Source organism: Planktothrix sp. PCC 11201 (assembly GCF_900009135.1).
Lineage (GTDB): Bacteria > Cyanobacteriota > Cyanobacteriia > Cyanobacteriales > Microcoleaceae > Planktothrix.
The window spans coordinates 118,852-141,855 of record NZ_LT797699.1; the positions used below are offsets into that span (position 1 = coordinate 118,852).

Genomic DNA, 23,004 nt, shown 5'->3' on the forward strand with positions numbered 1-23,004 from the left:
GAGTAGGGGAGTAGGGGAGTAGGGGAGTAGNGGGGCTGAGATTTGCTGAGTTTATTGATTTTTCGTTACAAAAATCTAAAATTTACCTGTGGTGATCTCAGACGCCTATGGGAAGTGATGAAAATTAATTAAGGGTTTGATAAGAATCACTGTGAAATTTCGGAGTTATTCTTATACTAACTAAGAGGTTAATAAAAAACAAATATTCCCAACCTGATCTTACTCCCTCTGTTTTTAAATGGCCATCATTAAATCATTTTCCAGGCTTTGCCTGAAATCATGGATGGTAGGGCAGTATAAGTAATATCACCGGAACGGAAAAGCTCAATCCTACGTCACCCCTGATCAGGGGTATCCCGTTGGTTAGCTAACCCCCGTAAGTGCAGCCTCTGATTACTGGAGCAACTGAGATATAAACTATGCCAGCCACTAAAATCGATGCCGACAACTTAAACCCCTCTTTTCAGGACTATTCTGAGCCTGATGAGCTAATGAGTCAGGATCTTGAGCCTGATTTGGATGATTTAATTGATTTGGAGATAGGCGATGCCAGCGATGTCAAACTCCAGAAACCCAGCAATAATCGTCGCACTACAGATTTAGTTCGATTGTATCTCCAAGAAATTGGTCGGGTGCGTCTGTTGGGGCGGGATGAAGAAGTATCAGAAGCCCAAAAGGTGCAGCGTTATCTGAGGTTAGTTGACTTACGGGACAATGCTGCCGAGCAGGATGAGGGACTGATCAATACTTATGTGCGACTGATCAAAACTCGGGATCAATTATCGGCTCAGTTGGGTCATCGTCCGTCTTTAGAGCGGTGGGCAACCACGGCTGGAATTGATGTAACGGAACTCAAGCCGATTTTAGCTTCAGGCAAAAGGTGTTGGGCAGAAATCGCAAATTTGACGGTTGAGGAGTTGGATCGGATTCAAACCGAAGGGATACAGTCCAAAGACCGGATGATTAAAGCGAATCTGCGTTTAGTGGTATCGGTGGCGAAGAAATATCAGAACCGAGGTTTGGAACTGCTAGATTTAATTCAAGAAGGAACTTTAGGACTGGAGCGGGCGGTGGAGAAGTTTGACCCGACCCGGGGATATCGTTTTAGTACCTATTCTTATTGGTGGATTCGTCAAGGGATTACCCGAGCGATCGCCACCCAAAGTCGCACGATTCGTCTTCCGGTTCATATTACCGAAAAACTGAATAAAATTAAAAAAGCACAACGGAAAATTTCTCAGGAAAAAGGTCGTACCGCCACCATTGAAGATATTGCCCATGAGTTAGAAATGACTCCCGTGCAAGTTCGAGAAGTGTTGCTGCGGGTTCCCCGCTCTGTGTCTTTAGAAACGAAGGTGGGAACGGATAAAGATACGGAATTAGGGGATTTACTCGAAACCGAGGAGGTCACACCGGAAGAAATGCTGATGCGTGAATCTTTACATCGGGATTTACAGAATCTTTTAGCAGATTTGAGCAGTCGGGAACGGGATGTGATTTTGATGCGCTATGGTTTGGGGGATGGACACCCCTATTCCCTGGCGGAAATTGGTCGGGCCTTGGAATTATCCCGGGAGCGAGTCCGTCAAATTGAAGCTAAAGCTCTACAAAAACTGCGTCAACCTAAACGTCGCAATCGGGTGCGGGACTATTTGGAGTCTTTGAGTTAATCCCTAATCGTTTATAGATTGAGTTTTTATACCCCCCGCTAACCGTAGTTATCGGGGGGTTTTAGTTGCAATAACTGTTTTTTTTGATAATCAGGAAATTTTTTGTGTATGATTGTCAGTATGCAAGCTTTATTGAAAACAATTGAGCGTATGGGTTTATATACGACAGTCTCTTTTAAATCTGAACTTAATGATAAGGGTTGGCGGTTAACCCCCCAACGGGAAACGATTTTACAGGTCTTTCAGAATTTACCGAAAGGAAATCATCTGAGTGCGGAGGATTTGTATACTTTACTCAAAAGCCGAGGGGAAGCAATTAGTTTATCGACGATTTATCGCACATTAAAATTAATGGCGCGGATGGGAATTTTGCGGGAATTGGAATTGGCTGAAGGTCATAAACACTATGAAATTAATCAACCCTATCCCCATCACCATCATCATTTAGTTTGTGTTCAGTGCAATAAAACCCTTGAGTTTAAAAATGATTCTATTTCTAAAACCAGCATGAAGCAGGCGGAGAAATCGGGGTTTCATTTATTAGATTGTCAATTAACTATTCATACGATTTGTCATGAGGCTTTACGCATGGGTTGGCCGTCTTTGATTTCTACAAATTGGTCGTGTTCAAAGGCGATCGCTGATGGGTCTTCTGAAATGGATGAAATTGATTACTAATTACTGATAACTGATAACTGAATTAAAGGCTACCAAATAAAACGGTATCGGCATTAGGGCCATAGAATGCTCTGGCCTGTGCAACCGCTTGTTGGGTTAAACCATCGTAAACTCCATTAATCGGGCCGTTATACAGTCCTTGGATTCTTAATCGCTGCTGCAACTGTTGGACATTAGTTGTCCCATAAACAGGAGGAGTTGTGGCGACAACTGCGGTAATCCGGGTTGAGGGTCGCGCCAACGATTGTAGATTAAATAAGGAGTTTTGAGTGGTGGGGCCGGCTATCCCAGTCACCGTAACTCCCCTAGATTCTTGAAACCGAATTAAGGCATCTTGAGTGGCGGTATCAAAAAAACCATTGATCGGGCCATTATAATAGTTTAATTCCCGCAAACGCCGTTGAATTTTTCTAACTTCTGGGCCTGTATCTCCTAAAGAAATTGTGGATAGGGAATTAGTGATTGGAATAGTCTGATTTTGGACAATGGGGATGGGTCTGGGTTGCAGGCTCCGTGTGGTTGTGGTGGCATTAACAAGATAAAAAGCTGTGGTTGGCCCGACTTCTCCTGTGTCTGTAATTCTATTAGCCCGTTGGAAGTTAATCACAGCCCTTTGAGTAGACTGACCAAACACCCCATCTACAATTCCGGTATAATATCCCAAGGTTCGGAGTTGTGCTTGCAATAGCTTCACCGCAGAACCTCGACACCCTATTGTCAGAATCCTATCAAATTGAGGGGTAGAAGTAACTCCAGGAATATAAGCCCCACTTAAAGTTCCTAAAGTTGTAGATGTGGCGACTCCAGTGGCTGGAATGCCCTGGGATTGTTGGAATTGTTGAACGGCAATGGCTGTGGCGGTATCAAAATAGCCCGTAACCACACCATCATAAAAGCCCAAGGCTTGTAGTTTTTCTTGTAATACGATCACCTCTGGCCCGCGATTGCCTTCTCGTAAAGTTGTACCTGTGAAAACAACATCCCGACCGGAATTAAGGCCGTTATTAAGTACGGCGAGGGTAGCTTCGGTGACTAAACCCGTTGCCGGAATATTATAGTCCTGTTGGAGTCGAATCACCGCATTTTCTGTGACGCTCCCAAAGTTGCCTGTGGGTGTTTGGTTGAAATAACCCAAGGTTTGTAAGCGCCTCTGTAAATCCGAAACCCCAGGGCCACTATCTCCTCGTCCCAAGCCAATTAAATTTCGATTATAGCCAGTATTGCCAGTATTGCCAGTATCAAGGGGGGGGCTGATAATGACTCCTAAGCCCAAAGCAGCCAGGGTTTTAGGGCCAACAATCCCATCGGCGGATAAACCCGCATCTCGTTGAAACCGAATCACCGCATCTTTGGTCAGACCCCCAAAATTCCCTGTAGCATTGGCATTAAAATAGCCCAATTCTTGTAAGCGTTGTTGAATTTGCCGGACTTGGGTTCCAGAATCTCCAGACATGACCAAAGCTTGGGCGGTTTGGGCGACCGCTAACACCGAAAAGGCCACAGCTAAAGCGAGAAAGTAGCGGTAGGTTTGACTCGAAAGTTTTTCCCAGTTAACCTCATTTAATCCTGAGAATTGATCAGAAGCCTGATCTTCATGAGTTAGAGCTAAGGCTAAAAACGCATAGGACTCAATCATTGTTTTTGGGGGAAATATTATCTATTAACTCAGACCTTTCCAGAAATTGGGTCTTGAAAGGTTGGTTTCCCCTATTGTAGATCAGCTTTAAAAGTGAGACTTAAATCCAACCTGCGCGATCGCAAATTAAGGCCACAATCACCGCAAAGGCCGTAATTCCTAAAGCCACCCAAGGACTTTGACCTTGACTGACAGCAAAAGAAGTCGCTACACCCGCGCCTAATGCTGCGGTTACGGCGGACTCAAGGGGATCGCGTTGTGAGTGTTTGGGGTTCATAAGCTAGGGGAAGTTGGATTAACGCCATAGTTTTGAATGGGTTTAACCTATCACCTGGAGCCATAAAGTCTGTGGGTTTGAGTCGCAATTGCAATTAAGCTTTAGGTTTAGATACGTTTCTTAATCAATCTGAAGAATTCTTACCCGCAAAGCTTGTATTTTTGTGAAGATATGTTACTATGCCTAGAATTACATCAGCAATTTGTGTACCCGTTTACAAACAAAATCGCCTGACTATGAACCATACAGCCCAAATGACCAAAAAATTCCTGATTCTTTTAGCAACCGTTAGCAGTGTAGCCGCCCTCGGTGCTTGCGGTCAACCCAGCGCCAATAATACCGCTCCTGGACAACCCGCCACTGAACAGGCCGCTACAACACCCCCTGAAACCACTGCCAGCACTGCTTCTCCCTCTCCCGCCACAGGTACAACCGCCAGCACTGCTACCACGACTCCAGCCGTTGCTTCGGAAAAGACTGATACCACGGCTAATTTAGTTTCCAACGAGTCGGAAAGTATTGTTCAAATTGCTGCGGCTAACCCCTCTTTCAGTACCTTTACTAAAGCAGTTGAAGCTGCTGGTTTGACTGAAACCCTCTCTGCTCCAGGTGCTTACACCGTTTTTGCCCCCACCGATGAAGCATTTGCCGCTTTACCTGCGGGAACTTTAGAAGAATTAATGAAGCCTGAAAATAAAGAAAAATTGGCTAAAATTCTCCAATATCATGTTTTACCCAATAAAATCGCCTCGGCTGAAATTAAGCCCGGTGAAACTGCTACGGTTGAAGGAGACCCTGTAGATTTAGAAGTAGCTGAAGGCAAAGTTAAAGTTAATGGAGCCGAAGTAATTCAACCTGATATTAATGCCAACAACGGCGTTATTCACGTTATTAAGGTCGTCATTCTTCCTCCTAATGTCGCATCTCCTACGACCACATCTCCTGAAGCAACATCTCCTACGACCGCATCTCCTGAAGCAACATCTCCTACGACCACATCTCCTGAAGCGACATCTCCTACGACCACATCTCCTGAAGCAACATCTCCTACTACTTCCCCTCAATAGGATTTCAGGATTTATATAATTCAAGATTAATCTATTTTCAGATTATCTGAAAGCCCGGTTTCGCAGAAGTTACCGGGTTTTTTAGTAATTAAAATCAATATCTAATTTTAACTGAGTTGCTTTGACTTCTTTTTGTTTTTCGGCGGATTTTAATACTTCATATCCTAACGGAATAGATAACCTTTTTTGATCTTCAATTATTTCTTGAATCGTCACAATAGAGATAATATCAGAGCTTTGACTCATATATTTATTTTGATAAATTCCGGCGGATTTGGCGGTTTTAATCATCTCTTTTGTGGGTTCTTTTAAAGTAATAAAAATTCCCATTGCTGCTTTTTCTAGGGTTAATGTTCCTTGTAAATCCCGAATATCTCCCGATTTAATATTACCGGATTTTACTTGTAAGATAATTTTTTCCGGTTCATCCTGTTCACTTCTAAAATAGGCAATACCATCAATCCCTTTATCTGATCCCTTTTTATGATTAATAATAGCCCGATTATTACTATAGGTTAAAACCGCCCATTTTTCAAATTCTTTGCGAGTGCGATCGTCTTTTTTATTGGCTAAGGCGATCGCAGATTTCATATCTTTAGGAATACCATTGAGTTGAATTTGTTCTAAAACTCCTTGACCAAAAGCATCTTCTAAGCGTTTTAAAATTAAACTAATGCTTTGATAGGTAATATCAATTCCTATCCATTGACGGTCTAAACGTTGCGATACTGCGACCGTTGTTCCACATCCACAATAGGCATCTAAAACCACATCATCTTTATTACTACTAGCTTGAATAATTCTTTCTAATAATGCTTCCGGTTTTTGTGTGGGATAACCTAAACGTTCTGGGTCATTGGCATTAAGAATATTCATTAACCACCAGTCTTCAGGAATTTTGCCTAATGGATGAGGTTTATATACTTTATCAGTTCCTTTATGTTTTCCCCACATTGCATCATCTTTTCTATTGATTCCTTCAGCTTGATAAGGAATTCTAATTGAATCTGGATTAAACAAATATTTGTTACTTTTAGAGTATCTTAAAATTACATCATGTCGTCTTCCAAAGTCTTGTTTAGGATATCCCCCACCTCGATAACACCAAACTATTTCATTTAGAAAATCACCACCTTGAGGGAAAAAAAACGCATCTAATACTAATTTTAAATAGTGGCTAGATGTAGGATCACAATGTAAATAAAAGCTTCCTGTTGGTTTTAAAACCCGATATATTTCTACAATTCTCAAGGTTATACTAACTAAATAAGCCAAAAGACTACCCTTTCCCAGAACTTTTGTTAATCCGGCAATTAAATCAATACTTTGTTGGGTAAAATGACCTTGATAATTGCTAAAAATATCCTCTAAACCTTGATTAGCCTGATCATCCCAAGTCCAAGTATCAATAAAGGCTTGGGCTTGATCTTCTTTGCCTAAATTATTATAAATTTGATTATAGTTACGTTTAGAATTAAACGGTGGATCGATATAACATAGATCTACAGATTCATCCTTAATATATTTCCGCAGAACTTCTAAATTATCACCATAGAATAATTGATTAACCATGTTTTTTGATCCATTGATTTTTAATTATTTTTTGCGACAAACTTTCTATTGATGCTCAATTGAAACCATCCAAACCAAGAATATCATATTTTATCTGAGTGTTTAAAACTTCTTTGTGTCTTGGTGTCTTTTTGGTTAAATCAGGCTTTAACATTATAAACATAGCCACAAGAATAAAATAAGCTAGAATATGAGAGGCAATCCAATCCAAAAACAATAGAAAAGCCATGAGTGCTTCAACAAATCAACCTCCCCGACTCATTCCACTCCTAGAAAATGGAGATCTGCTTTCTCGCGCGGAATTTGAGCGGCGTTATCAATCAATGCCTTATGTTAAAAAAGCTGAACTGATCGAAGGAATTGTTTATATGGCATCACCCCTACGCTTTCAACCCCACGCCGAACCCCATGCTAATTTAATTGGCTGGCTTTGGAATTATAAAATAGCGACACCAGGGGTACGTTTAGGGGATAACCCGACAGTAAGACTCGATCTCGATAACGAACCTCAACCCGATGTAGTATTATTAATTGATCCAAATTGTGGGGGTCAAAGTCGCTTTAGCAATGACGGTTATATTGAAGGTGCACCTGAACTTGTGGCGGAAATTGCTGCGAGTACCGCTTCAATTGATTTACGAGACAAAAAGCGAATTTATCGTCGGAATGGGGTAAAAGAATATCTCGTTTGGCAAGTGATGGAAGGACGTTTTGATTGGTTTTTCTTGCAGGATGGGGAATATATTTCTCTAACTCCTGATGCAAAAGAAATTATTCATAGTCGAGTTTTTCCGGGGTTATGGTTGTCAGTTTCAGCCCTTTTAAATGGGAATATGTTAGAAGTTATTGCTACATTACAAACTGGGTTAGCAACTCCCGAACATCAACAATTTTTGCAATAGTTTTGTTTGTTTTTAAGCTGATTCATCCAGGCTTCATTTCCATAAATTCCGATCAATAAAGCCGGAATACTTAAATCGGCATCTAGTTTTTCCCAATGTAATCCTGCACCAGAGGGAGTAATTTCAACTTCTGCTAAATCTTCAGGAGAAGCATCTTCTAACCCCTGAGCAATTTCTGGGGGAAAACTAAAAGAAACACCATATTTTAAATCAATAGTAATTTTTCCGATTTGCCAATCATAATAAGCAGATTCTGCCCTCGGTTCAAAGGTATTAGCAATCAACGCTGCTTGTCGTGCATTCTTAATTTCTTCCTCTAAAGTTTGCTGATCAAAAATTAGATTATCCATGAATTGTTCTCCAAGCCGTAATTAATTTTAACTGATGAGTTGCAACAATTTTTAAGGCTTTTACAACCTCTTTATTACTAATATCACCATAAACTTGAGATAAAGAAGGAGGTTCTGTTTCACTGCCTAGTTTAATAATCACTTGCCCTCCTCCCTTAATAACATGAACGTGGGAAGGCAAATGATCATTAGGATAAATAATAACATTAAAACCATCTTCTCGGTGAACCGTTGGCATGGGCAATACAACTAAAATTTGCTAGGATTAGAAGACTGATATTTTAAATCTTCCCAGGAAACTCCTTGGTTTTGTTGATATTCTAATTTTGCTTCTTGAAAGGCTTCTAAATCTGATCTGATTTTATCATAAAACTTGAAAACCTGGTTTCTTCTTAAATATATCAAGGTCAAACTTCTACTTTTTACTAGAAACCCAGTTTCTGCACACAACTCCTGCTGATGTGAAAATTTCGTGTAAAATTGTAAAATAACCCTTGCTCCCTATAATTAACATCCTATGAAAAGCGCATTTTTAGATCGCCTCCACAGTCCTGAACGTCCCGTTATCGTGTTTGATGGGGGAATGGGAACCAACCTACAAACCCAAAATCTGACGGCGGATGATTTTGGCGGAAAAGATTATGAGGGGTGTAATGAATATTTAGTTTATACAAAACCTGAAGCCGTTGCTAACGTTCATCGCGGCTTTTTAGAAGCGGGTGCAGATGTTATTGAAACCGATACCTTTGGTGCTACTTCTATTGTTTTAGCTGAATATGATTTGGCTGATAAAGCTTATGATTTAAACAAAACCGCCGCCGAATTAGCAAAACGTTTAACTGCCCAATATTCTACACCCGAAAAACCTCGATTTGTTGCCGGGTCAATTGGGCCGGGAACTAAACTTCCTACCCTCGGACATATTGATTTTGATACCTTACATCATGCTTTTGCAGAACAAGCGGAAGGATTATTTGATGGGGGGGTAGATTTATTTATCGTTGAAACTTGCCAAGATGTGCTGCAAATTAAAGCTGCATTAAACGGCATTGAAGACGTTTTTACTAAAAAAGGTGAACGTCGCCCGATTATGGTTTCCGTGACGATGGAAGCCTTTGGAACTATGTTAGTTGGGTCAGAAATGAGCGCGGCATTAACCATTTTAGAACCCTATAAAATTGATATTTTAGGTTTAAATTGTGCCACTGGCCCCGATTTAATGAAGGAACATATTCGTTATCTATCGGAACATTCCCCCTTTATTGTTTCCTGTATTCCTAATGCGGGTTTACCGGAAAATGTGGGGGGAAAAGCCCATTATAAACTCACGCCACTGGAACTCAAAATGGCGTTAATGCACTTCGTTGAAGATTTAGGGGTTCAGGTGATTGGAGGCTGTTGTGGAACCCGTTATGAACATATTCAAGCCCTAGCTGAAATTTCTCAAACCCTGAAACCGAAACAACGGGAACCCCAATTTATTCCCTCGGCGGCTTCAATTTATAGTCCCCAAAGTTATGAACAGGAAAACTCGTTTTTAATTATTGGTGAACGTCTGAACGCCAGTGGGTCTAAAAAATGCCGGGATTTACTCAATGCCGAGGACTGGGATGGGTTAGTTTCCTTAGCAAAATCCCAGATAAAAGAAGGGGCGCAAATTTTAGATGTTAACGTCGATTATGTCGGGCGAGATGGCGTGCGAGACATGAAAGAATTAGTCTCTCGTGTTGTTACTAATGTTAATTTACCCTTGATGTTAGACTCGACGGAATGGCAAAAAATGGAAGCGGGGTTAAAGGTTTCCGGGGGGAAATGTTTACTCAATTCTACTAACTACGAAGATGGGGAAGAACGCTTTTATAAAGTCTTAGAAATTGCTAAAAAATATGGTGCTGCTATTGTGGTGGGAACCATCGATGAGGAGGGAATGGCCAGAACCGCCGAAAAGAAATTTGAAATTGCGAAACGGGCTTATAATGCGGCTATTAATTATGGTATTCCTGCTTATGAAATCTTTTTTGACCCCTTAGCTTTACCGATTTCTACGGGTATTGAAGAAGACCGAAATAATGGCAAAGCCACGATAGATTCGATTCGTCAAATTCGTCAAGAATTGCCCGGATGTCATATTGTTTTAGGGGTTTCTAATATTTCTTTCGGTTTAAATCCCGTGGCGCGACAAGTGTTAAATTCGGTGTTCCTGCATGAAGCCATGCAAGTGGGGTTAGATGCGGCTATTGTCAGTGCGAATAAGATTTTACCCCTAGCAAAAATTGACCCCGAACATCAAGAGGTTTGTCGAAAATTAATTTATGATCAACGGGGATTTGATGGGGATGTTTGTACCTATGACCCCCTGGGAGAACTGACTAATTTATTTCAGGGTAAAACCACTAAACGAGATCGGTCTGGAGATATTAACCTCCCTGTAGAAGAACGTTTAAAACGTCATATTATTGACGGAGAACGGATTGGATTAGATGATGCTTTAGCCGAAGGTTTAAAACAATATCCACCCCTAGAAATTATTAATAATATTCTCTTGGATGGGATGAAAGTGGTGGGAGAATTGTTTGGGTCTGGGCAAATGCAGCTACCTTTTGTGTTGCAATCTGCCCAAACCATGAAAGCCGCCGTTGCCTATTTAGAACCCTATATGGAGAAGTCAGAAACGGGGAATAATGGCAAAGGAACCTTTATCATTGCCACGGTTAAAGGGGATGTGCATGATATTGGTAAAAACTTAGTTGATATTATTTTATCCAATAATGGCTATCGGGTGATTAATTTAGGGATTAAACAACCCGTAGAAAATATCATCAATGCTTACAAAGAACATGGCGCGGACTGTATTGCCATGAGTGGATTATTAGTTAAATCTACCGCGTTTATGAAAGAAAATTTGGAGGTATTCAACCAAGAGGGAATTAAAGTTCCGGTGATTTTAGGTGGGGCGGCTTTAACCCCAAAATTTGTCTATGAAGATTGTCAAAATACCTATCAAGGTCAAGTTATTTATGGGAAAGATGCCTTTTCTGACTTGAATTTTATGGATAAGTTAATGCCTGCAAAAACAGCAGGAAAATGGGATGATTCCCAAGGATTTTTAGGGGAATATGCGGAAGCCAAGAAAATTAAAGTCAAGTCAGAAACGGTTAAAAAGGATTTAGAAAATCCCGAAGAAATAGTTATTGATACCCGACGTTCTGAAGCCGTTGATGTTAATATTGAGCGTCCCACACCTCCCTTTTGGGGAACGAAAATTTTACAACCGCAAGATATTCCTATAGAGGATATTTGGTGGTATTTAGACGTACAAGCATTAGTTGTAGGTCAATGGCAATTCCGCAAACCCAGAGAACAATCAAAGGAAGAATATAGTCAATTCTTAGCTGAAAAGGTTTATCCGGTTTTAGACGAATGGAAAACCAAAATTTTAGCAGAAAATTTATTACATCCTACGGTGATTTATGGATATTTCCCCTGTCAATCGGAGGGCAATTCCCTCTTAATTTTTGATCCTGAAAATCATCAAAAACAGGTTGCCCGGTTTGACTTTCCTCGACAAAAATCACGAAAACGTTTGTGTATTGCGGACTTTTTTGCCTCTAAAGAAAGTGGCAAAATTGATGTTTTCCCGATGCAGGCGGTAACTGTTGGAGAAATTGCTACGGAATACGCTCAAAAATTGTTTGCTGATAATGACTATAAGAATTATTTGTATTTCCATGGAATGGCGGTGCAAACGGCCGAAGCGTTAGCCGAATGGACTCATGCAAAAATTCGTCGGGAGTTAGGATTTGGAAATGAAGAACCGGATAATGTCCGTGATGTTTTAGCCCAGCGTCATCGGGGTTCTCGTTATAGTTTTGGATATCCGGCTTGTCCGAATATTCAAGACCAATATAAGCAGGTGGAACTGTTACAAACTGACCGAATTAATATGTATATGGATGAAAGTGAACAAATTTATCCAGAACAGTCTACAACGGCGTTTATTACCTATCATCCTGTTTCTAAATACTTCAATCTTTAACGTTTTTTATCCTCCCTAAATCAAATTTAGGGCGAGAATACGCCCCCTTTCACTGCCCTTCATCCTTTCTGGATAAGGGCTAATTTTGATCATAGGTTGACAGAACCTAACGGTTAGGTTATACTGGTGATAACAACCAAAAATCAGATTGTCCAGTTTTTCGGCTGAAGTTGTTTTTGGGCAAAAAATTCATTTTAATTGTTTAATATTGATTATTTTATTTAATGTATAACTCGTAATTCGGATTTTATGCCCAAAATTTTCTCTGACCAGAATAGTAATTTATATTTCTATATCTATACTAACGATCATCAACCTGCTCACGTTCATGTATATAAGGGAAAAAAGAATGAGGCTAATATTATGAAAGCTAAAATCAATATAGGAACATCAGAAAAACGACCTCATTTAGTACAAGGCAATACTAATATGACAAATAAAGATATAATTGCTGCTTTAAAAATAGTGGCTAAAAATCAGGAAATATTTTTAGAGAAATGGCAAGAAATTCATGGGAGATAAAACATGAGAAAACCAAATTAAATGGTTAAATCCGATTCAAGGTTTGTGATTCATGAACCTTGAATCCAAAAAATAAAGATAGATTGTCCGCTAATTTAGAAGTAAAATTTAATTGTAAGCAAGGTTAAAAATATGAGCAATAAAAATTGGGAAAAAGAATTAACAGAAGAAAACCTCTTAGAAGAAATTGCTAAAGCTAAACAAGCTTGGCAAGAAGCAGAAGCAACCGAACCTAGAGCCATTTCGGTAAAATATAATCAAGATCAAGATTTAATTATAATTCACTTAAAAAATGGTAGTATTTTTAGTTTTCCGCCTCGACTCGCGCAAGGTTTAGCGGATGCAACACCCGAACAATTAGCCGATGTTTGGATGCCAGCATCGGGTGAAAGTATTCATTGGGATAGTTTAGATGTAGATTTTGGAATTCCTGAATTAGTTATGGGAATTTTTGGCACAAAATCTTGGATGGCTGAACTTGGAAGAAAAGGAGGTCAAGCTACCTCAAAAGCAAAATCTGAAGCGGCTCGAAAAAATGGCAAAAAAGGAGGTAGACCTAAGAAAGTTACCGTTTAATTTTATGGAACAGTTAGTATGAAAACTAAAAGCATAAGCTCTGAGTTCAGCCTTGGTCATTTTTTCAAAATATGATGTTATAAAAACTCCCAAATTCCAGTGCTTAAAACAATAATTTCTAAAGATTAAGCCCTGAAGGGCTTACTACGGGTTTAGTTTTTTAGGCGTTTTCCTTCTCCTTGAATGCGTAAATATTCCCCAAATAAGGCTAGGAATCCAGAGGCTAAAATTAGGATGACACTCAAAGCATTAATATCGGGTTTGACGCCAGTTCTAATTCGACTAAAGATTTCCATGGGTAAGGTATTTGCCCCACTTCCGGCGGTGAAACTGGCGATTAAAAAATCATCCATACTTAATACAAAAGCTAGTAAACAACCGGATATAATACCGGGCATTAATTGGGGTAATAAGACTTGAATAAAAGCCTCTATGGGAGTTGCTCCTAAATCTAAGGCGGCTTCTTCTAAATGGGGGTCTAAATCGGCTAAACGGGTAGAAACCACTAAAGCAACGTAGGCTAAACAAAAGACAACATGGGCGGATACAATTGTCCATAAACTGAGGGGAATGGCAACGGCGGCTAAAAATACTAGGGTTGCCACCGCCATGGCGATATCAGGAATAATTAAGGGTAAATAGGACGCTCCTTGATATAATCCTTTTCCGGGGAAGTGATAACGGGCTAATCCTACAGCCATTAATGTGCCAATAATCGCGGCAATTCCTACGGCAAAAAATCCTACGGTTAAACTATTTTTTAAAGCGGTTAAAATTCTGGCATCTTGGAATAATTTAACATACCATTGTAAGGTAAATCCTTCCCATCCCGCACTATACCGAGATTTGTTAAAACTAAAAAATGTTAAGACAAAAATTGGCAAGTACATATAGAAAAACATCAAACCGACAAAAACTACCTGCCAAGAAATTCTAAACTTTGGTTTAGTAGCCATATCAAGGATCTCCTCGGGTTGTTGTTGGATTTCTTGCATAAATTTTTCCTAATTTATTTTAATTAACGAGACGGTTTAGCATCTCCATATTTAATTAAAAGTGCGATCGCAATACTCACCCCCAAAATTAATACCATACTCAAGGCTGAACCAAAGCCCCAATTTTGAGTTGAGCCTAAAAATTGGTTATAAATTAATCGAGAAACCGTCATACTGGAGGCTCCTCCTAATAGTTCTGGATCGACAAAATCCCCCATTGAACTAATAAAAACCAGCAGAGATCCAGCGGCAATTCCGGGTAAGGTTTGGGGGACGGTGACTTTCCAAAATGTTTCTACAGGTCGCGCCCCTAGGTCGGCGGAGGCTTCTAATAATCGCCGATCTAATTTTTCTAAAGAGGCGTATAAAACCGTGACCATATAGGGTAAATAACTATAGGCCATACCAATTAAAACCGCCGGAGTTCGATTTAATAGTTCTAAGGCGGGTAATCCAATTAATCCTAAGACAGAATTTAATACTCCGGTTGGTCTTAATATGGTAATCCAAGCGTAGGTTCTTAATAAAGAAGATGTCCACAGGGGCAGAACAAAGGCTAATAATATGATGTTTCTCCACTGTTTTGGGGCTAATTGAGCAATCCAATAGGCGACGGGAAATCCTAAGAGTAAACAAATTGTGGTCGTGCCAAAAGCATAAAAGAGCGATCGCCAAATCACCAATAAATTAATCGGTTCAAATACCCTTAAATAATTATCAATGCCATTGGGAATTACCAAATCTCCAGGACGAATATCCTTAACTAAACTTAGTTGAAAAATCAATAAAGTTGGCAGGATTAATAATAGTAATAACCATAGACCCGACGGCCCCAAGAGTGCTAAGGGGCCAAGGAGTTGAGAACCGAGTTGTCGCCAGCCTTTTTTGATTGCAGGTGGAGAAGAAGTCGTTGGAGTTTTTGGTGAAATAGTCATAGATCAGGGAATTACGAATTACGAATGGGGAAAAAATCATTTTTTTCTGAGAGTTTGACCCGGGTTGAATATTCTAATTACCTTAACAATTGCTATAGATTGGTTAAGGGTTAGCAGTTAACAATTAACTGGTTAACTGTGTCCAATACCGTTCATAAATTTCATTGGCTTTACCTAAATCATGAATCATTTCACTGCGAGCCAGGATTGATTCTGGAGGAAATAAAGTCGGATCATTTCTCAAAACATCCGGCAGTTTCTCATAGGCTAATCTCGAAGGAGTGGCAAATTTCAATCGTTTCACTAAGGTTGCGGCTACATCAGGTCGCAACATAAAATCAATCCATTTATAGGCACCTTCGGGGTTGGGAGCACTTTTAGGAATGACCATTGTATCAATCCATAAAGATGATCCACTATAGGGAGTAATATATCTTAAATCTTCATTTTCTTCCCTAATTTCTGCCGCATCGGAGGAATAACACATCGCCATTGACAAGTCCCCTACAATCATTTGAGGTCGCCAAGAATCTGTGGTAAAAGAAGCGATCGTTGGCCGTAATTCTACTAATTTTTCATAGGCTTGTCGAATTTGATTGGGGTCAGTAGAATTATAGGAATAGCCTAACATTCTTAATGAGGCTCCCATGACTTCCCGCACATCATTGAGTAACGTGATTCGCTTTGACAATTTATCTTTATATTCCCAGAGATAACTCCAATCTTTCGGAGGAGTTTCTAATTTATTGGGATTAAAAATTAACCCGGTTGTTCCCCAACTAATTGGAACACTATGAAGACCACCGGGATCATAAATCGGGTTTTGAAATTGCGGAAATAAATCCTCTAATCCCACTAATAAAGAGTGATCGAGTTCAGCCAACAGACCTATTTCGATCATTTTTTCTACCATATATCCCGAAGGATAGATGACACTATAGGCACTTGCTCCTCCGGCTTGGAGTCGGGCTAACATGGCTTCATTAGAATCGAAGACATCGGCCACAACTTTTAACCCCGTTTCCTCTCGAAAATGATCTAACAAATCCTGATCCGTGTAGCCAGACCAAGTGTAAATGTACAGGGTATCGGAGGAAATCTGAGTGTTTGGGGTGGTTTTGACCTCAGCTAATGTCCAACCACAGCTTGACAGGGATGATGCTACCATCGCAGTAACGGAAGTTTGCAAAAACTGACGTCGTGTTTGAGCCACCCTAAAATTCCGATGTTTTTGTGGATAAGTCGGAGACACTGTTTTTTCTCAGTGGAAGTTTAACAAATCAAACCATGGATTTAATTTTCCCACAGGATAGGAAAAAAATTCACAAAAATTACAGATTAGATTTTATCTTAGATCATCTAAAAACTGAGTTTCTGAATTTCAGCTAAGAAATAAAACCTAGACTTGAGCTTCAGAAACCCGTTTTCTCGATATAAAAATTGAGTTTCTCAGCTATGGCGTTACACTCGATAGCTGACGTTGGCTTTCTACTTGTTGCTCTTTCAGTTGCTGCTGAATTTGATCCTTAACAATTTGGCGATATTCATAGAAATGTTCTACCTGTCCACAAACCACTAAATAATGATCTAAAACCCGAGGTTTATGTCGTAAAATATTCCATAAATATCGCCAAAACGTCGAACGAGTTTCCCGCACAATCCCTTGATACCAACATAAAATTAATAGCGCCCGCATTGTTTTCATATCCACTAATTTCCGTCCAATGGAATTGGTTTTCGGCTCTCCGATCATCATAAAATGACGATAAGTGCGATCTAAATATCGTTGAGGATCATATAATTCATAAAATCCATTCACATATTCTAGGGCGATTTCTTCAAGCGGTCGAGTCGGTCGAAAATTCATTAAGGTAGTTTGATTGGCATTCCCAGTTTCCTCAATTAATCGCCCTTCTTTTTTCAAACGATGCCAAAGAGCAGTATTAGGTAAAACCTGCAACATACTAAACATAGCAATGGGAATTGTGGTTTTTTCCACAAACCGCACAATCCGATCGCCCGCCCCGGTTTCTTCCCCATCAAAACCAATAATAAATCCCGCCATCACCCGTAACCCAGAGCGGATAATTTTTTCCACGGAATCACTCAAAGAGCCACGAGTATTTTGGAATTTTTTAGTTAAATTTAGACTATCTTCATCGGGAGTTTCAATCCCTAAAAATACAGCCCTAAAATTACACTCAACCATCAAATCCATTAATTCTTGATCCTGAGCTAAATCAATAGAAGCCTCCGTGGTTAAACGGAAAGGATAATTATTATCCTTCATCCAGACTTTTAATTCATTCAGCAATAACTTAACGTTGCGTTTATTGCCGATAAAATTATCATCTACCAAGAAAACACCTTGACTAAAATTTAACTCTTTTAACCTATCTAATTCTGCTAAAAGTTGAGCCGGAGTTTTCGTTCGGGATTTACGTCCATATAACACAATAATATCGCAAAACTCACACTGAAACGGACAGCCCCGGGAGTATTGCAAAGAAATCATATCATAGGCTTCTTTCTCCAATAAATCAAAGCGGGGGATAGGAGATGTCGTAACATCGGGTTTGTCTCCTTCTATGCGAAAAACCCCTTTTTCATCTCCCCTTTCAATCGCTTCTACTAATAACGGTAAAGTAATTTCACCTTCATCTAAAACTAAATAATCCGCCCCAGCAATTTCTGCTGCTTGAGGTGTGGAGGTGGGATAGGGGCCCCCTACAGCGACTTTTTTACCCCGTCGTTTCGCCTCGCGAATTTGCTCCAAAAAATCTTCCTTTTGGACAATCATTGCCGAAACCATCACCAATTCAGCCCAATTCCATTCTGCTTCGGTGATCTCTCGAACATTACGGTCTACTAATTTAAACTCCCAATCTTGAGGTAGAATTGCCGCTACCGTAATTAAACCTAAGGGTGGCAGTAAAGCTTTCCGGTTGACTAAGGCAAGGGCTTTTTCAAATGACCAGAAACTTTGGGGGAAAATGGGATAAATTAAAAGAACACGCATTATAATTAACCCTGTAAAAGATCAGACTCCGAAGTTTAAAAGCTCCAGGAAAATCATTGATTTTCCTATAGTTTTGCCACTTCTTCAGCAAGAGTGTCTACAGTATAACGAATTTGTTCTTCCTTGTGGTTACAAGTAATAAAAAATCGTAACCGTGCGCCATTTTTAGGGACGGAGGGATAAAACATAAACGGTACATTAATCCCCCGCTTGAACAAATTTTGAGACAGTTGTACCGATTTCCAAGAATCTCCAACAATAATCGGAATCACGGGAGAATCTTGACTTAACCCGGTATTTAAGCCTTGATCTTTCGCTAAAGTTAAAAATAATTTAGCTCTTTGATGTAATTTTTCTACCCGTTGAGGTTCATTTTTCAACACCTGAATCGCCGCGATCACAGAAGCCGCATTGGGTGGAGAAATTCCCACACTAAAAACAAACCCCGGGGCGGTATATTTCAGATATTCAATTAATGATTTAGATCCGGCAATATATCCTCCACAACTAGCAAAGGATTTGCTTAAAGTTCCCATCCATAAATCTACATCATGGGGATTAATTCCAAAATGTTCTCCAATGCCTCGACCCTGTTCTCCTAATACGCCAATAGAGTGAGCTTCATCCACCATTAAAAAGGCTTTATGATGTTTTTTAACCTGAATAAATTCGGGTAAATTGGGAATATCTCCGTCGGTGCTGTAGACGCCTTCGACAATAATTAAAACCCGTTGATAACGAGGGCGCCTTTCTCGCAATATTTGATCTAAAGCTTGCCAATCATTATGGGGAAAAGCGATCGCCGTCGCCCCAGATAATAAAGCTCCTTGTAATAAACTATTATGACTGAGGGCATCATGTAAAATCAGATCATGTTGTCCGAATAAATGCCCCACCGTGGTCACATTAGTCGCATGACCCCCCACAAAAACAATACTATCTTCCACCCCAACAAAATCAGCGATCGCCCGTTCTAATTCTTGGTGAATGACCTTTTCACCGGATAATAACCGACTAGCACAAGCGGAAGTTCCATAACGATCAATTGCCTCTTTTGCATATTGGGAAACCACGGAATCGCCACACATTCCTAAATAATTATAAGTGGCATAATTAATATAGTCCTGACCTCGAATCCTAGCCCGATCATTGGCAATTCCCTCCTGGGGAGTAAAAAAGGGATTTCCTAATCCTAAATCTGCCAATTCTTGCTGTTGTTGTTTCAGATGTAGATATTCGGGAAAGTATTCAATTTGATAATATTCAGGAGGGATTTCAGGAAATGAAGCTGATTCTGCTTTTTTTTGAAGTAGTTCTGCTAAAAGTGAGCGTTTTTCTTGACAAGATAAATGACTAACAGATGGTAATAAATTAATCATTGATTTTTTCCTGTTCTGATAATAAAATATTTAATAATGTATCGACATCCGCATCCGATAATTGATCTAGATGATGTAAAAGATGTTCCGCATCTTCGGGGGAAATCCCTTTTTGATATTGGGTCATATCCAAGGTGTTGTTGTGATCGGCTAAATATTTAGCCAAAGTACAAATATTGGGATAATCCCATAACAGGGTGGGGGGAAGTCGGCGTCCCAAAATCGTTTCCAAGTCTCCAGAGAGGTTAATCGCTTCGATGGAATTTAGGCCATAATTGGCAAAATCCTCCTCCACATCAATCTCCAACGCTTCTAAACCCAACCGTTCCGCGAGTTGACTGACTAACCACCCCTCAATTGTGGCGACAGACTCGAAAGACTCAATGCCATTCACCGATGATTCTGGATGATGCACCGTTACCGATGGTTGTTGGGGTTTTGTCCCATTCATAGACGCATTTAACACTTGCATGAATCACTCCTCCATCACCCTAAAACTTTAGCATCCCAAGTTAACAGAATCCTGTTTTAAGTTGGTGGTTGATGGTTGTTAGCCACCCCCAGGTTGGTTGATAGTTGTTAGCGAGCGAGGACGCTCCCCCTACTTCCCCTGCTCCCCCGACCTCCCCTGCTCCCCCTACTCCCCTAATTTGCCCGCTATAAAACTAGCACGACAGGCATGGCGTTGAATTTTACCACTGGAGGTTTTAGGCAAAGTTCCGGGTTTTAGCAACACCGCTTTATAAACCTGTAAATCATGGGTTTGAGACACGGCGCGACGGATGGACTGAAGAACCATCTGTTGAGGGGAGGTTTTGGCAGAACCGTTATTATTATCCCAGATGCGGATTTGTTGCCAATATTGACGTTCTACTTCTGCTGCTATCACTAACCGTTCTTCTCCCGACCTATCAATCGAAAATCCGGCGACGCTACTGGGTCTAATTAGGGGGTGACTTTGTTCAACTGTCCATTCAATATCTTGGGGATAGTGGTTACGACCATTAATAATAATAATATCTTTAATTCTTCCGGTAATAAATATTTCCTGATGGTCTAAAAATCCCAAGTCTCCAGTCCTTAAAAACGGCCCTTCCCCCGTTTTTAAATAGGCATTAAACAGCATTTCAGTTTCCTGGGGTTTATTCCAATATCCCTGTCCTATACTCGGCCCTGAAACCCAAATTTCTCCGACTTTTCCTGGTTCACAAATATTCCAGGTTTTAGGATTAACAATTAATATTTTTTGATCCGATAAACATTGACCACAACCGACTAATGTTTTTGTATTGGCTGTTAAATTAGTAGCCACTTCATCAATTACTACAATCCGATGATTCTCTAAAGCAATAGCATCAACGGTTTTAAAAATTGGCGGTGCTGTTTTTAAGCCTCCAGTAATAATTAAAGTCGCTTCCGCCATACCATAACAGGGATAAAAAGCCTCTTGCCTAAACCCATATTGAGCAAAGGTTTGAGTAAATCGTTCTAAGACTTTATGATAAATCGGTTCGGCTCCATTAAAAGCCACTTCCCAGCTACTTAAATCTAAATTTTCTAATTTTGGGGGTGAACTTAGCCCGGCTTTTCCTAATACTTTTTTCACACATAAATCATAGGCAAAATTTGGCCCGCCACTGGTAGTTGCCCCATACCTAGAAATAGTTTGTAACCAGCGTAACGGATTTTGCACAAACATCAAAGGAGACATTAAAATCACTGGAAATCCCCCAAATAAAGGTTCTAAAACTCCACCAATTAATCCCATATCGTGATAGGGAGGTAACCAAATTACCCCCGTACTTTCAGAAGAATGACCAAAATAATTATAAATTGCGGTTAAATTATGTAATAAATTCTGATGGGAAATCATCACCCCTTTGGGGGTTGACGTAGAACCGGAAGTATATTGTAAAAAGGCAAGAGTTTGACTATCAATAGAGTGAGGTTGCCAATTTTTTTCGATTTCATAATCTATGGTATCTGTTGCTAACCAGTTTAACGGCGCAATATCAGACATTTGTGGAAAAAATCGTTGTAAACTTGATAATGTAGATTCAGTAGTTAACGCAACAGTCGCATTTGTATCAGCAATAATAGCCTGTAAACGGGGAAGTGATCGATCTGGTTTAGGAGGATAGGCGGGAACTGCAATTACTCCGGCATACAAACAACCAAAAAACGCGCTAATATAGTCTAATCCTGGTTGATACAATAATAAAACTGGATTTTGAGGTTGACAAATGGATTGTAATTTAGAGGCAATTGTTCTGGCTTTTTGGTTTAACTGTTGATAGGTTAAAGTAACAGTTTCGGTTTCCCCATCAACTAAAAAAGTATAGGCTATTTTATCTGGTTGATAAGTTGCCCGATATTGTAATAGTTCAGTTAACGTTGTCCATTGCCAGGAATTTAATTGCTCAGTCATGTAAAAAATTGAGTAAGGTTTTGTTATCTATATTTAACCACAAAGACACAAAGAAGTTGTAAACACACAGGGAGTGTTCATTACTCTAGTTAATTTTATTTAAAGGGTTTCAGCTTTTTATTGTGTTCATTTCCACAGAGTCACTATTTTTCAATTCAGCAAATATCTAACTTTTACTGATAATTTTTCTAGTTGTTTTATGATCAATTTAAGTGGGAATGGTGCGGGTGCTGATCGCTTACAAACCCTACGATGGTTAACTTTTAAGAACGATTTGCCAATTCTGACAATTGACTGGTTTCTGTGTCTAATTTCCATTGTCCAACAATATCTAAACTCCCTTCTAAAAATTTAGTCCGACAGGTACGACGTTGAATTTTACCACTGGTGGTTTTAGGAATAGTTGCTGTTTTCAATAATACTATCCCAAACACATCAACGGTATTCTGTTCGGCGACAGCTTTACGAATAGCATTAACCACTTCTTCAACGTTCAAATTGCGCAAATAACGTCGTTCGATTTCTGATACAATAATTAACTGTTCTCCGAGTTCCGTCTCAATAGAAAACGCCGCATTATGTCCATTACGAATAGCCGGGTGACAGGTATCTAATGTGGCTTCAATTTCCTGGGGATAACGATTTCTTCCCCAAAGAATCATCATGTCTTTGATCCTTCCAGTAATATACAATTCCCCATCACATAAAAATCCTAAATCTCCCGTGCGTAAATAGGGCCCCCGTCCTTCTACATAAACCTTAAAGGTTGTTTCCGTGTCTTCGGTTTTATCCCAATATCCCAAACCTACACCTTTCCCCCATACTAATATTTCACCAACTTGATCCGCGTCTCGTCGCGTTAATTTTTCAGGATCGACAATTATTACCTCATCCCCTAACCAGGGAAACCCACAACTGACGAAAGAGCGAGCAGGGGGGGCAGGGGAGGCACGGGGGGCAGG

At 39.9% G+C, this 23,004-nt stretch carries 19 protein-coding genes and 1 pseudogene; 7 read left to right on the plus strand and 13 right to left on the minus strand.

The window, feature by feature from the left end; genetic code table 11:
* The first annotated feature begins 419 nt into the window (after window positions 1–419).
* The gene (sigC, locus tag PL11201_RS09175; RefSeq protein WP_079678289.1) at window positions 420–1,670 is read left to right on the plus strand and encodes an RNA polymerase sigma factor SigC; all 1,251 of its coding nucleotides are present in this window, start codon (window positions 420–422) and stop codon (window positions 1,668–1,670) included.
* 150 nt (window positions 1,671–1,820) lie between these two features.
* The gene (locus PL11201_RS09180; RefSeq protein WP_079678353.1) at window positions 1,821–2,348 is read left to right on the plus strand and encodes a Fur family transcriptional regulator; all 528 of its coding nucleotides are present in this window, start codon (window positions 1,821–1,823) and stop codon (window positions 2,346–2,348) included.
* A 22-nt stretch (window positions 2,349–2,370) separates the two neighbouring features.
* Here the strand turns inward: PL11201_RS09180 and PL11201_RS09185 are convergent, their stop codons facing one another.
* Window positions 2,371–3,984 carry a peptidoglycan-binding domain-containing protein gene (locus PL11201_RS09185; RefSeq protein WP_079678290.1) on the minus strand — a complete coding sequence of 538 codons (1,614 nt, stop codon included), beginning with the start codon at window positions 3,982–3,984 and terminating at the stop codon, window positions 2,371–2,373.
* Window positions 3,985–4,084: 100 nt separating this feature from the next.
* Window positions 4,085–4,261, minus strand: coding sequence for a hypothetical protein (locus tag PL11201_RS26760; RefSeq protein ID WP_200816735.1), 177 nt, complete (start codon window positions 4,259–4,261; stop codon window positions 4,085–4,087).
* Window positions 4,262–4,497: 236 nt separating this feature from the next.
* On the opposite strand from PL11201_RS26760, the gene PL11201_RS09190 reads away from it, so the two are divergent.
* A complete protein-coding gene (locus PL11201_RS09190; protein ID WP_079678354.1) occupies window positions 4,498–5,328 on the plus strand; it encodes a fasciclin domain-containing protein in 831 nt (276 codons plus the stop codon).
* Window positions 5,329–5,409: 81 nt separating this feature from the next.
* Here PL11201_RS09190 and PL11201_RS09195 read toward each other — a convergent pair whose 3' ends face one another.
* Entirely contained in the window at window positions 5,410–6,900 is a 1,491-nt protein-coding gene (locus PL11201_RS09195; RefSeq protein ID WP_079678291.1) for a DNA methyltransferase, read from the minus strand.
* A 227-nt stretch (window positions 6,901–7,127) separates the two neighbouring features.
* Here PL11201_RS09195 and PL11201_RS09200 point away from each other — a divergent pair, with 227 nt between their 5' ends.
* A complete protein-coding gene (locus PL11201_RS09200) occupies window positions 7,128–7,802 on the plus strand; it encodes a Uma2 family endonuclease (RefSeq protein ID WP_079678292.1) in 675 nt (224 codons plus the stop codon).
* On the opposite strand, the gene PL11201_RS09205 is transcribed toward PL11201_RS09200, so the two are convergent.
* Together PL11201_RS09205 and PL11201_RS09210 are read right to left on the minus strand one after the other, a co-directional pair.
* Window positions 7,784–8,152, minus strand: a complete 369-nt coding sequence (locus tag PL11201_RS09205; protein WP_079678293.1) for a DUF2442 domain-containing protein — start codon at window positions 8,150–8,152, stop codon at window positions 7,784–7,786. The genes PL11201_RS09200 and PL11201_RS09205 overlap by 19 nt on opposite strands.
* On the minus strand, window positions 8,145–8,390 hold the full coding sequence (locus PL11201_RS09210; protein WP_079678294.1) for a DUF4160 domain-containing protein: 246 nt from the start codon (window positions 8,388–8,390) through the stop codon (window positions 8,145–8,147). The genes PL11201_RS09205 and PL11201_RS09210 overlap by 8 nt, the downstream gene beginning before the upstream one ends.
* Window positions 8,391–8,669: 279 nt before the next feature.
* Between PL11201_RS09210 and metH the strand changes: the two genes are divergently transcribed.
* From metH to PL11201_RS09225, 3 genes are all read left to right on the plus strand, one after another.
* Window positions 8,670–12,188: a methionine synthase gene (gene metH / locus PL11201_RS09215; protein WP_079678295.1), complete on the plus strand. Its 3,519-nt coding sequence runs from the start codon at window positions 8,670–8,672 to the stop codon at window positions 12,186–12,188.
* Between the two features lie 249 nt (window positions 12,189–12,437).
* Window positions 12,438–12,710: a DUF4160 domain-containing protein gene (locus PL11201_RS09220; protein WP_079678296.1), complete on the plus strand. Its 273-nt coding sequence runs from the start codon at window positions 12,438–12,440 to the stop codon at window positions 12,708–12,710.
* Between the two features lie 132 nt (window positions 12,711–12,842).
* Window positions 12,843–13,286, plus strand: coding sequence for a DUF2442 domain-containing protein (locus PL11201_RS09225; RefSeq protein WP_079678297.1), 444 nt, complete (start codon window positions 12,843–12,845; stop codon window positions 13,284–13,286).
* A gap of 152 nt (window positions 13,287–13,438) precedes the next feature.
* Here PL11201_RS09225 and PL11201_RS09230 read toward each other — a convergent pair whose 3' ends face one another.
* The 8 genes and pseudogenes from PL11201_RS09230 to PL11201_RS09265 all read right to left on the minus strand — a co-directional run.
* Entirely contained in the window at window positions 13,439–14,281 is an 843-nt protein-coding gene (locus PL11201_RS09230) for an ABC transporter permease (RefSeq protein WP_079678298.1), read from the minus strand.
* A gap of 23 nt (window positions 14,282–14,304) precedes the next feature.
* Window positions 14,305–15,216 (minus strand): ABC transporter permease, encoded by a 912-nt coding sequence (locus tag PL11201_RS09235; RefSeq protein ID WP_079678299.1) that lies wholly within the window; start codon window positions 15,214–15,216, stop codon window positions 14,305–14,307.
* Between the two features lie 124 nt (window positions 15,217–15,340).
* A complete protein-coding gene (locus PL11201_RS09240) occupies window positions 15,341–16,384 on the minus strand; it encodes a polyamine ABC transporter substrate-binding protein (protein WP_079678355.1) in 1,044 nt (347 codons plus the stop codon).
* A gap of 285 nt (window positions 16,385–16,669) precedes the next feature.
* Window positions 16,670–18,235 carry a B12-binding domain-containing radical SAM protein gene (locus PL11201_RS09245; protein WP_079678300.1) on the minus strand — a complete coding sequence of 522 codons (1,566 nt, stop codon included), beginning with the start codon at window positions 18,233–18,235 and terminating at the stop codon, window positions 16,670–16,672.
* A gap of 65 nt (window positions 18,236–18,300) precedes the next feature.
* Window positions 18,301–19,614, minus strand: a complete 1,314-nt coding sequence (locus PL11201_RS09250) for an aminotransferase class I/II-fold pyridoxal phosphate-dependent enzyme (RefSeq protein WP_079678301.1) — start codon at window positions 19,612–19,614, stop codon at window positions 18,301–18,303.
* Entirely contained in the window at window positions 19,607–20,086 is a 480-nt protein-coding gene (locus tag PL11201_RS09255; protein ID WP_079678302.1) for a phosphopantetheine-binding protein, read from the minus strand. The genes PL11201_RS09250 and PL11201_RS09255 overlap by 8 nt, the downstream gene beginning before the upstream one ends.
* A 165-nt stretch (window positions 20,087–20,251) precedes the next feature.
* Window positions 20,252–22,042, minus strand: coding sequence for a fatty acyl-AMP ligase (locus tag PL11201_RS09260; RefSeq protein ID WP_079678303.1), 1,791 nt, complete (start codon window positions 22,040–22,042; stop codon window positions 20,252–20,254).
* Between the two features lie 263 nt (window positions 22,043–22,305).
* Window positions 22,306–23,004, minus strand: a pseudogene (locus tag PL11201_RS09265) (AMP-binding protein); the annotation flags it as partial.

Coding starts and splice junctions, on each gene's coding strand:
- PL11201_RS09250 (WP_079678301.1), bottom strand. CDS start 19,614: ATGATTAATTTATTACCATCTGTTAGTCATTTATCTTGTCAAGAAAAA.
- sigC (WP_079678289.1), top strand. CDS start 420: ATGCCAGCCACTAAAATCGATGCCGACAACTTAAACCCCTCTTTTCAG.
- PL11201_RS09205 (WP_079678293.1), bottom strand. CDS start 8,152: ATGGATAATCTAATTTTTGATCAGCAAACTTTAGAGGAAGAAATTAAG.
- PL11201_RS09225 (WP_079678297.1), top strand. CDS start 12,843: ATGAGCAATAAAAATTGGGAAAAAGAATTAACAGAAGAAAACCTCTTA.
- PL11201_RS09180 (WP_079678353.1), top strand. CDS start 1,821: ATGGGTTTATATACGACAGTCTCTTTTAAATCTGAACTTAATGATAAG.
- PL11201_RS09245 (WP_079678300.1), bottom strand. CDS start 18,235: ATGCGTGTTCTTTTAATTTATCCCATTTTCCCCCAAAGTTTCTGGTCA.
- PL11201_RS26760 (WP_200816735.1), bottom strand. CDS start 4,261: ATGAACCCCAAACACTCACAACGCGATCCCCTTGAGTCCGCCGTAACC.
- PL11201_RS09190 (WP_079678354.1), top strand. CDS start 4,498: ATGAACCATACAGCCCAAATGACCAAAAAATTCCTGATTCTTTTAGCA.
- PL11201_RS09185 (WP_079678290.1), bottom strand. CDS start 3,984: ATGATTGAGTCCTATGCGTTTTTAGCCTTAGCTCTAACTCATGAAGAT.
- PL11201_RS09195 (WP_079678291.1), bottom strand. CDS start 6,900: ATGGTTAATCAATTATTCTATGGTGATAATTTAGAAGTTCTGCGGAAA.
- PL11201_RS09200 (WP_079678292.1), top strand. CDS start 7,128: ATGAGTGCTTCAACAAATCAACCTCCCCGACTCATTCCACTCCTAGAA.
- PL11201_RS09260 (WP_079678303.1), bottom strand. CDS start 22,042: ATGACTGAGCAATTAAATTCCTGGCAATGGACAACGTTAACTGAACTA.
- PL11201_RS09210 (WP_079678294.1), bottom strand. CDS start 8,390: ATGCCAACGGTTCACCGAGAAGATGGTTTTAATGTTATTATTTATCCT.
- PL11201_RS09230 (WP_079678298.1), bottom strand. CDS start 14,281: ATGCAAGAAATCCAACAACAACCCGAGGAGATCCTTGATATGGCTACT.
- PL11201_RS09255 (WP_079678302.1), bottom strand. CDS start 20,086: ATGCAAGTGTTAAATGCGTCTATGAATGGGACAAAACCCCAACAACCA.
- PL11201_RS09220 (WP_079678296.1), top strand. CDS start 12,438: ATGCCCAAAATTTTCTCTGACCAGAATAGTAATTTATATTTCTATATC.
- metH (WP_079678295.1), top strand. CDS start 8,670: ATGAAAAGCGCATTTTTAGATCGCCTCCACAGTCCTGAACGTCCCGTT.
- PL11201_RS09235 (WP_079678299.1), bottom strand. CDS start 15,216: ATGACTATTTCACCAAAAACTCCAACGACTTCTTCTCCACCTGCAATC.
- PL11201_RS09240 (WP_079678355.1), bottom strand. CDS start 16,384: ATGGTAGCATCATCCCTGTCAAGCTGTGGTTGGACATTAGCTGAGGTC.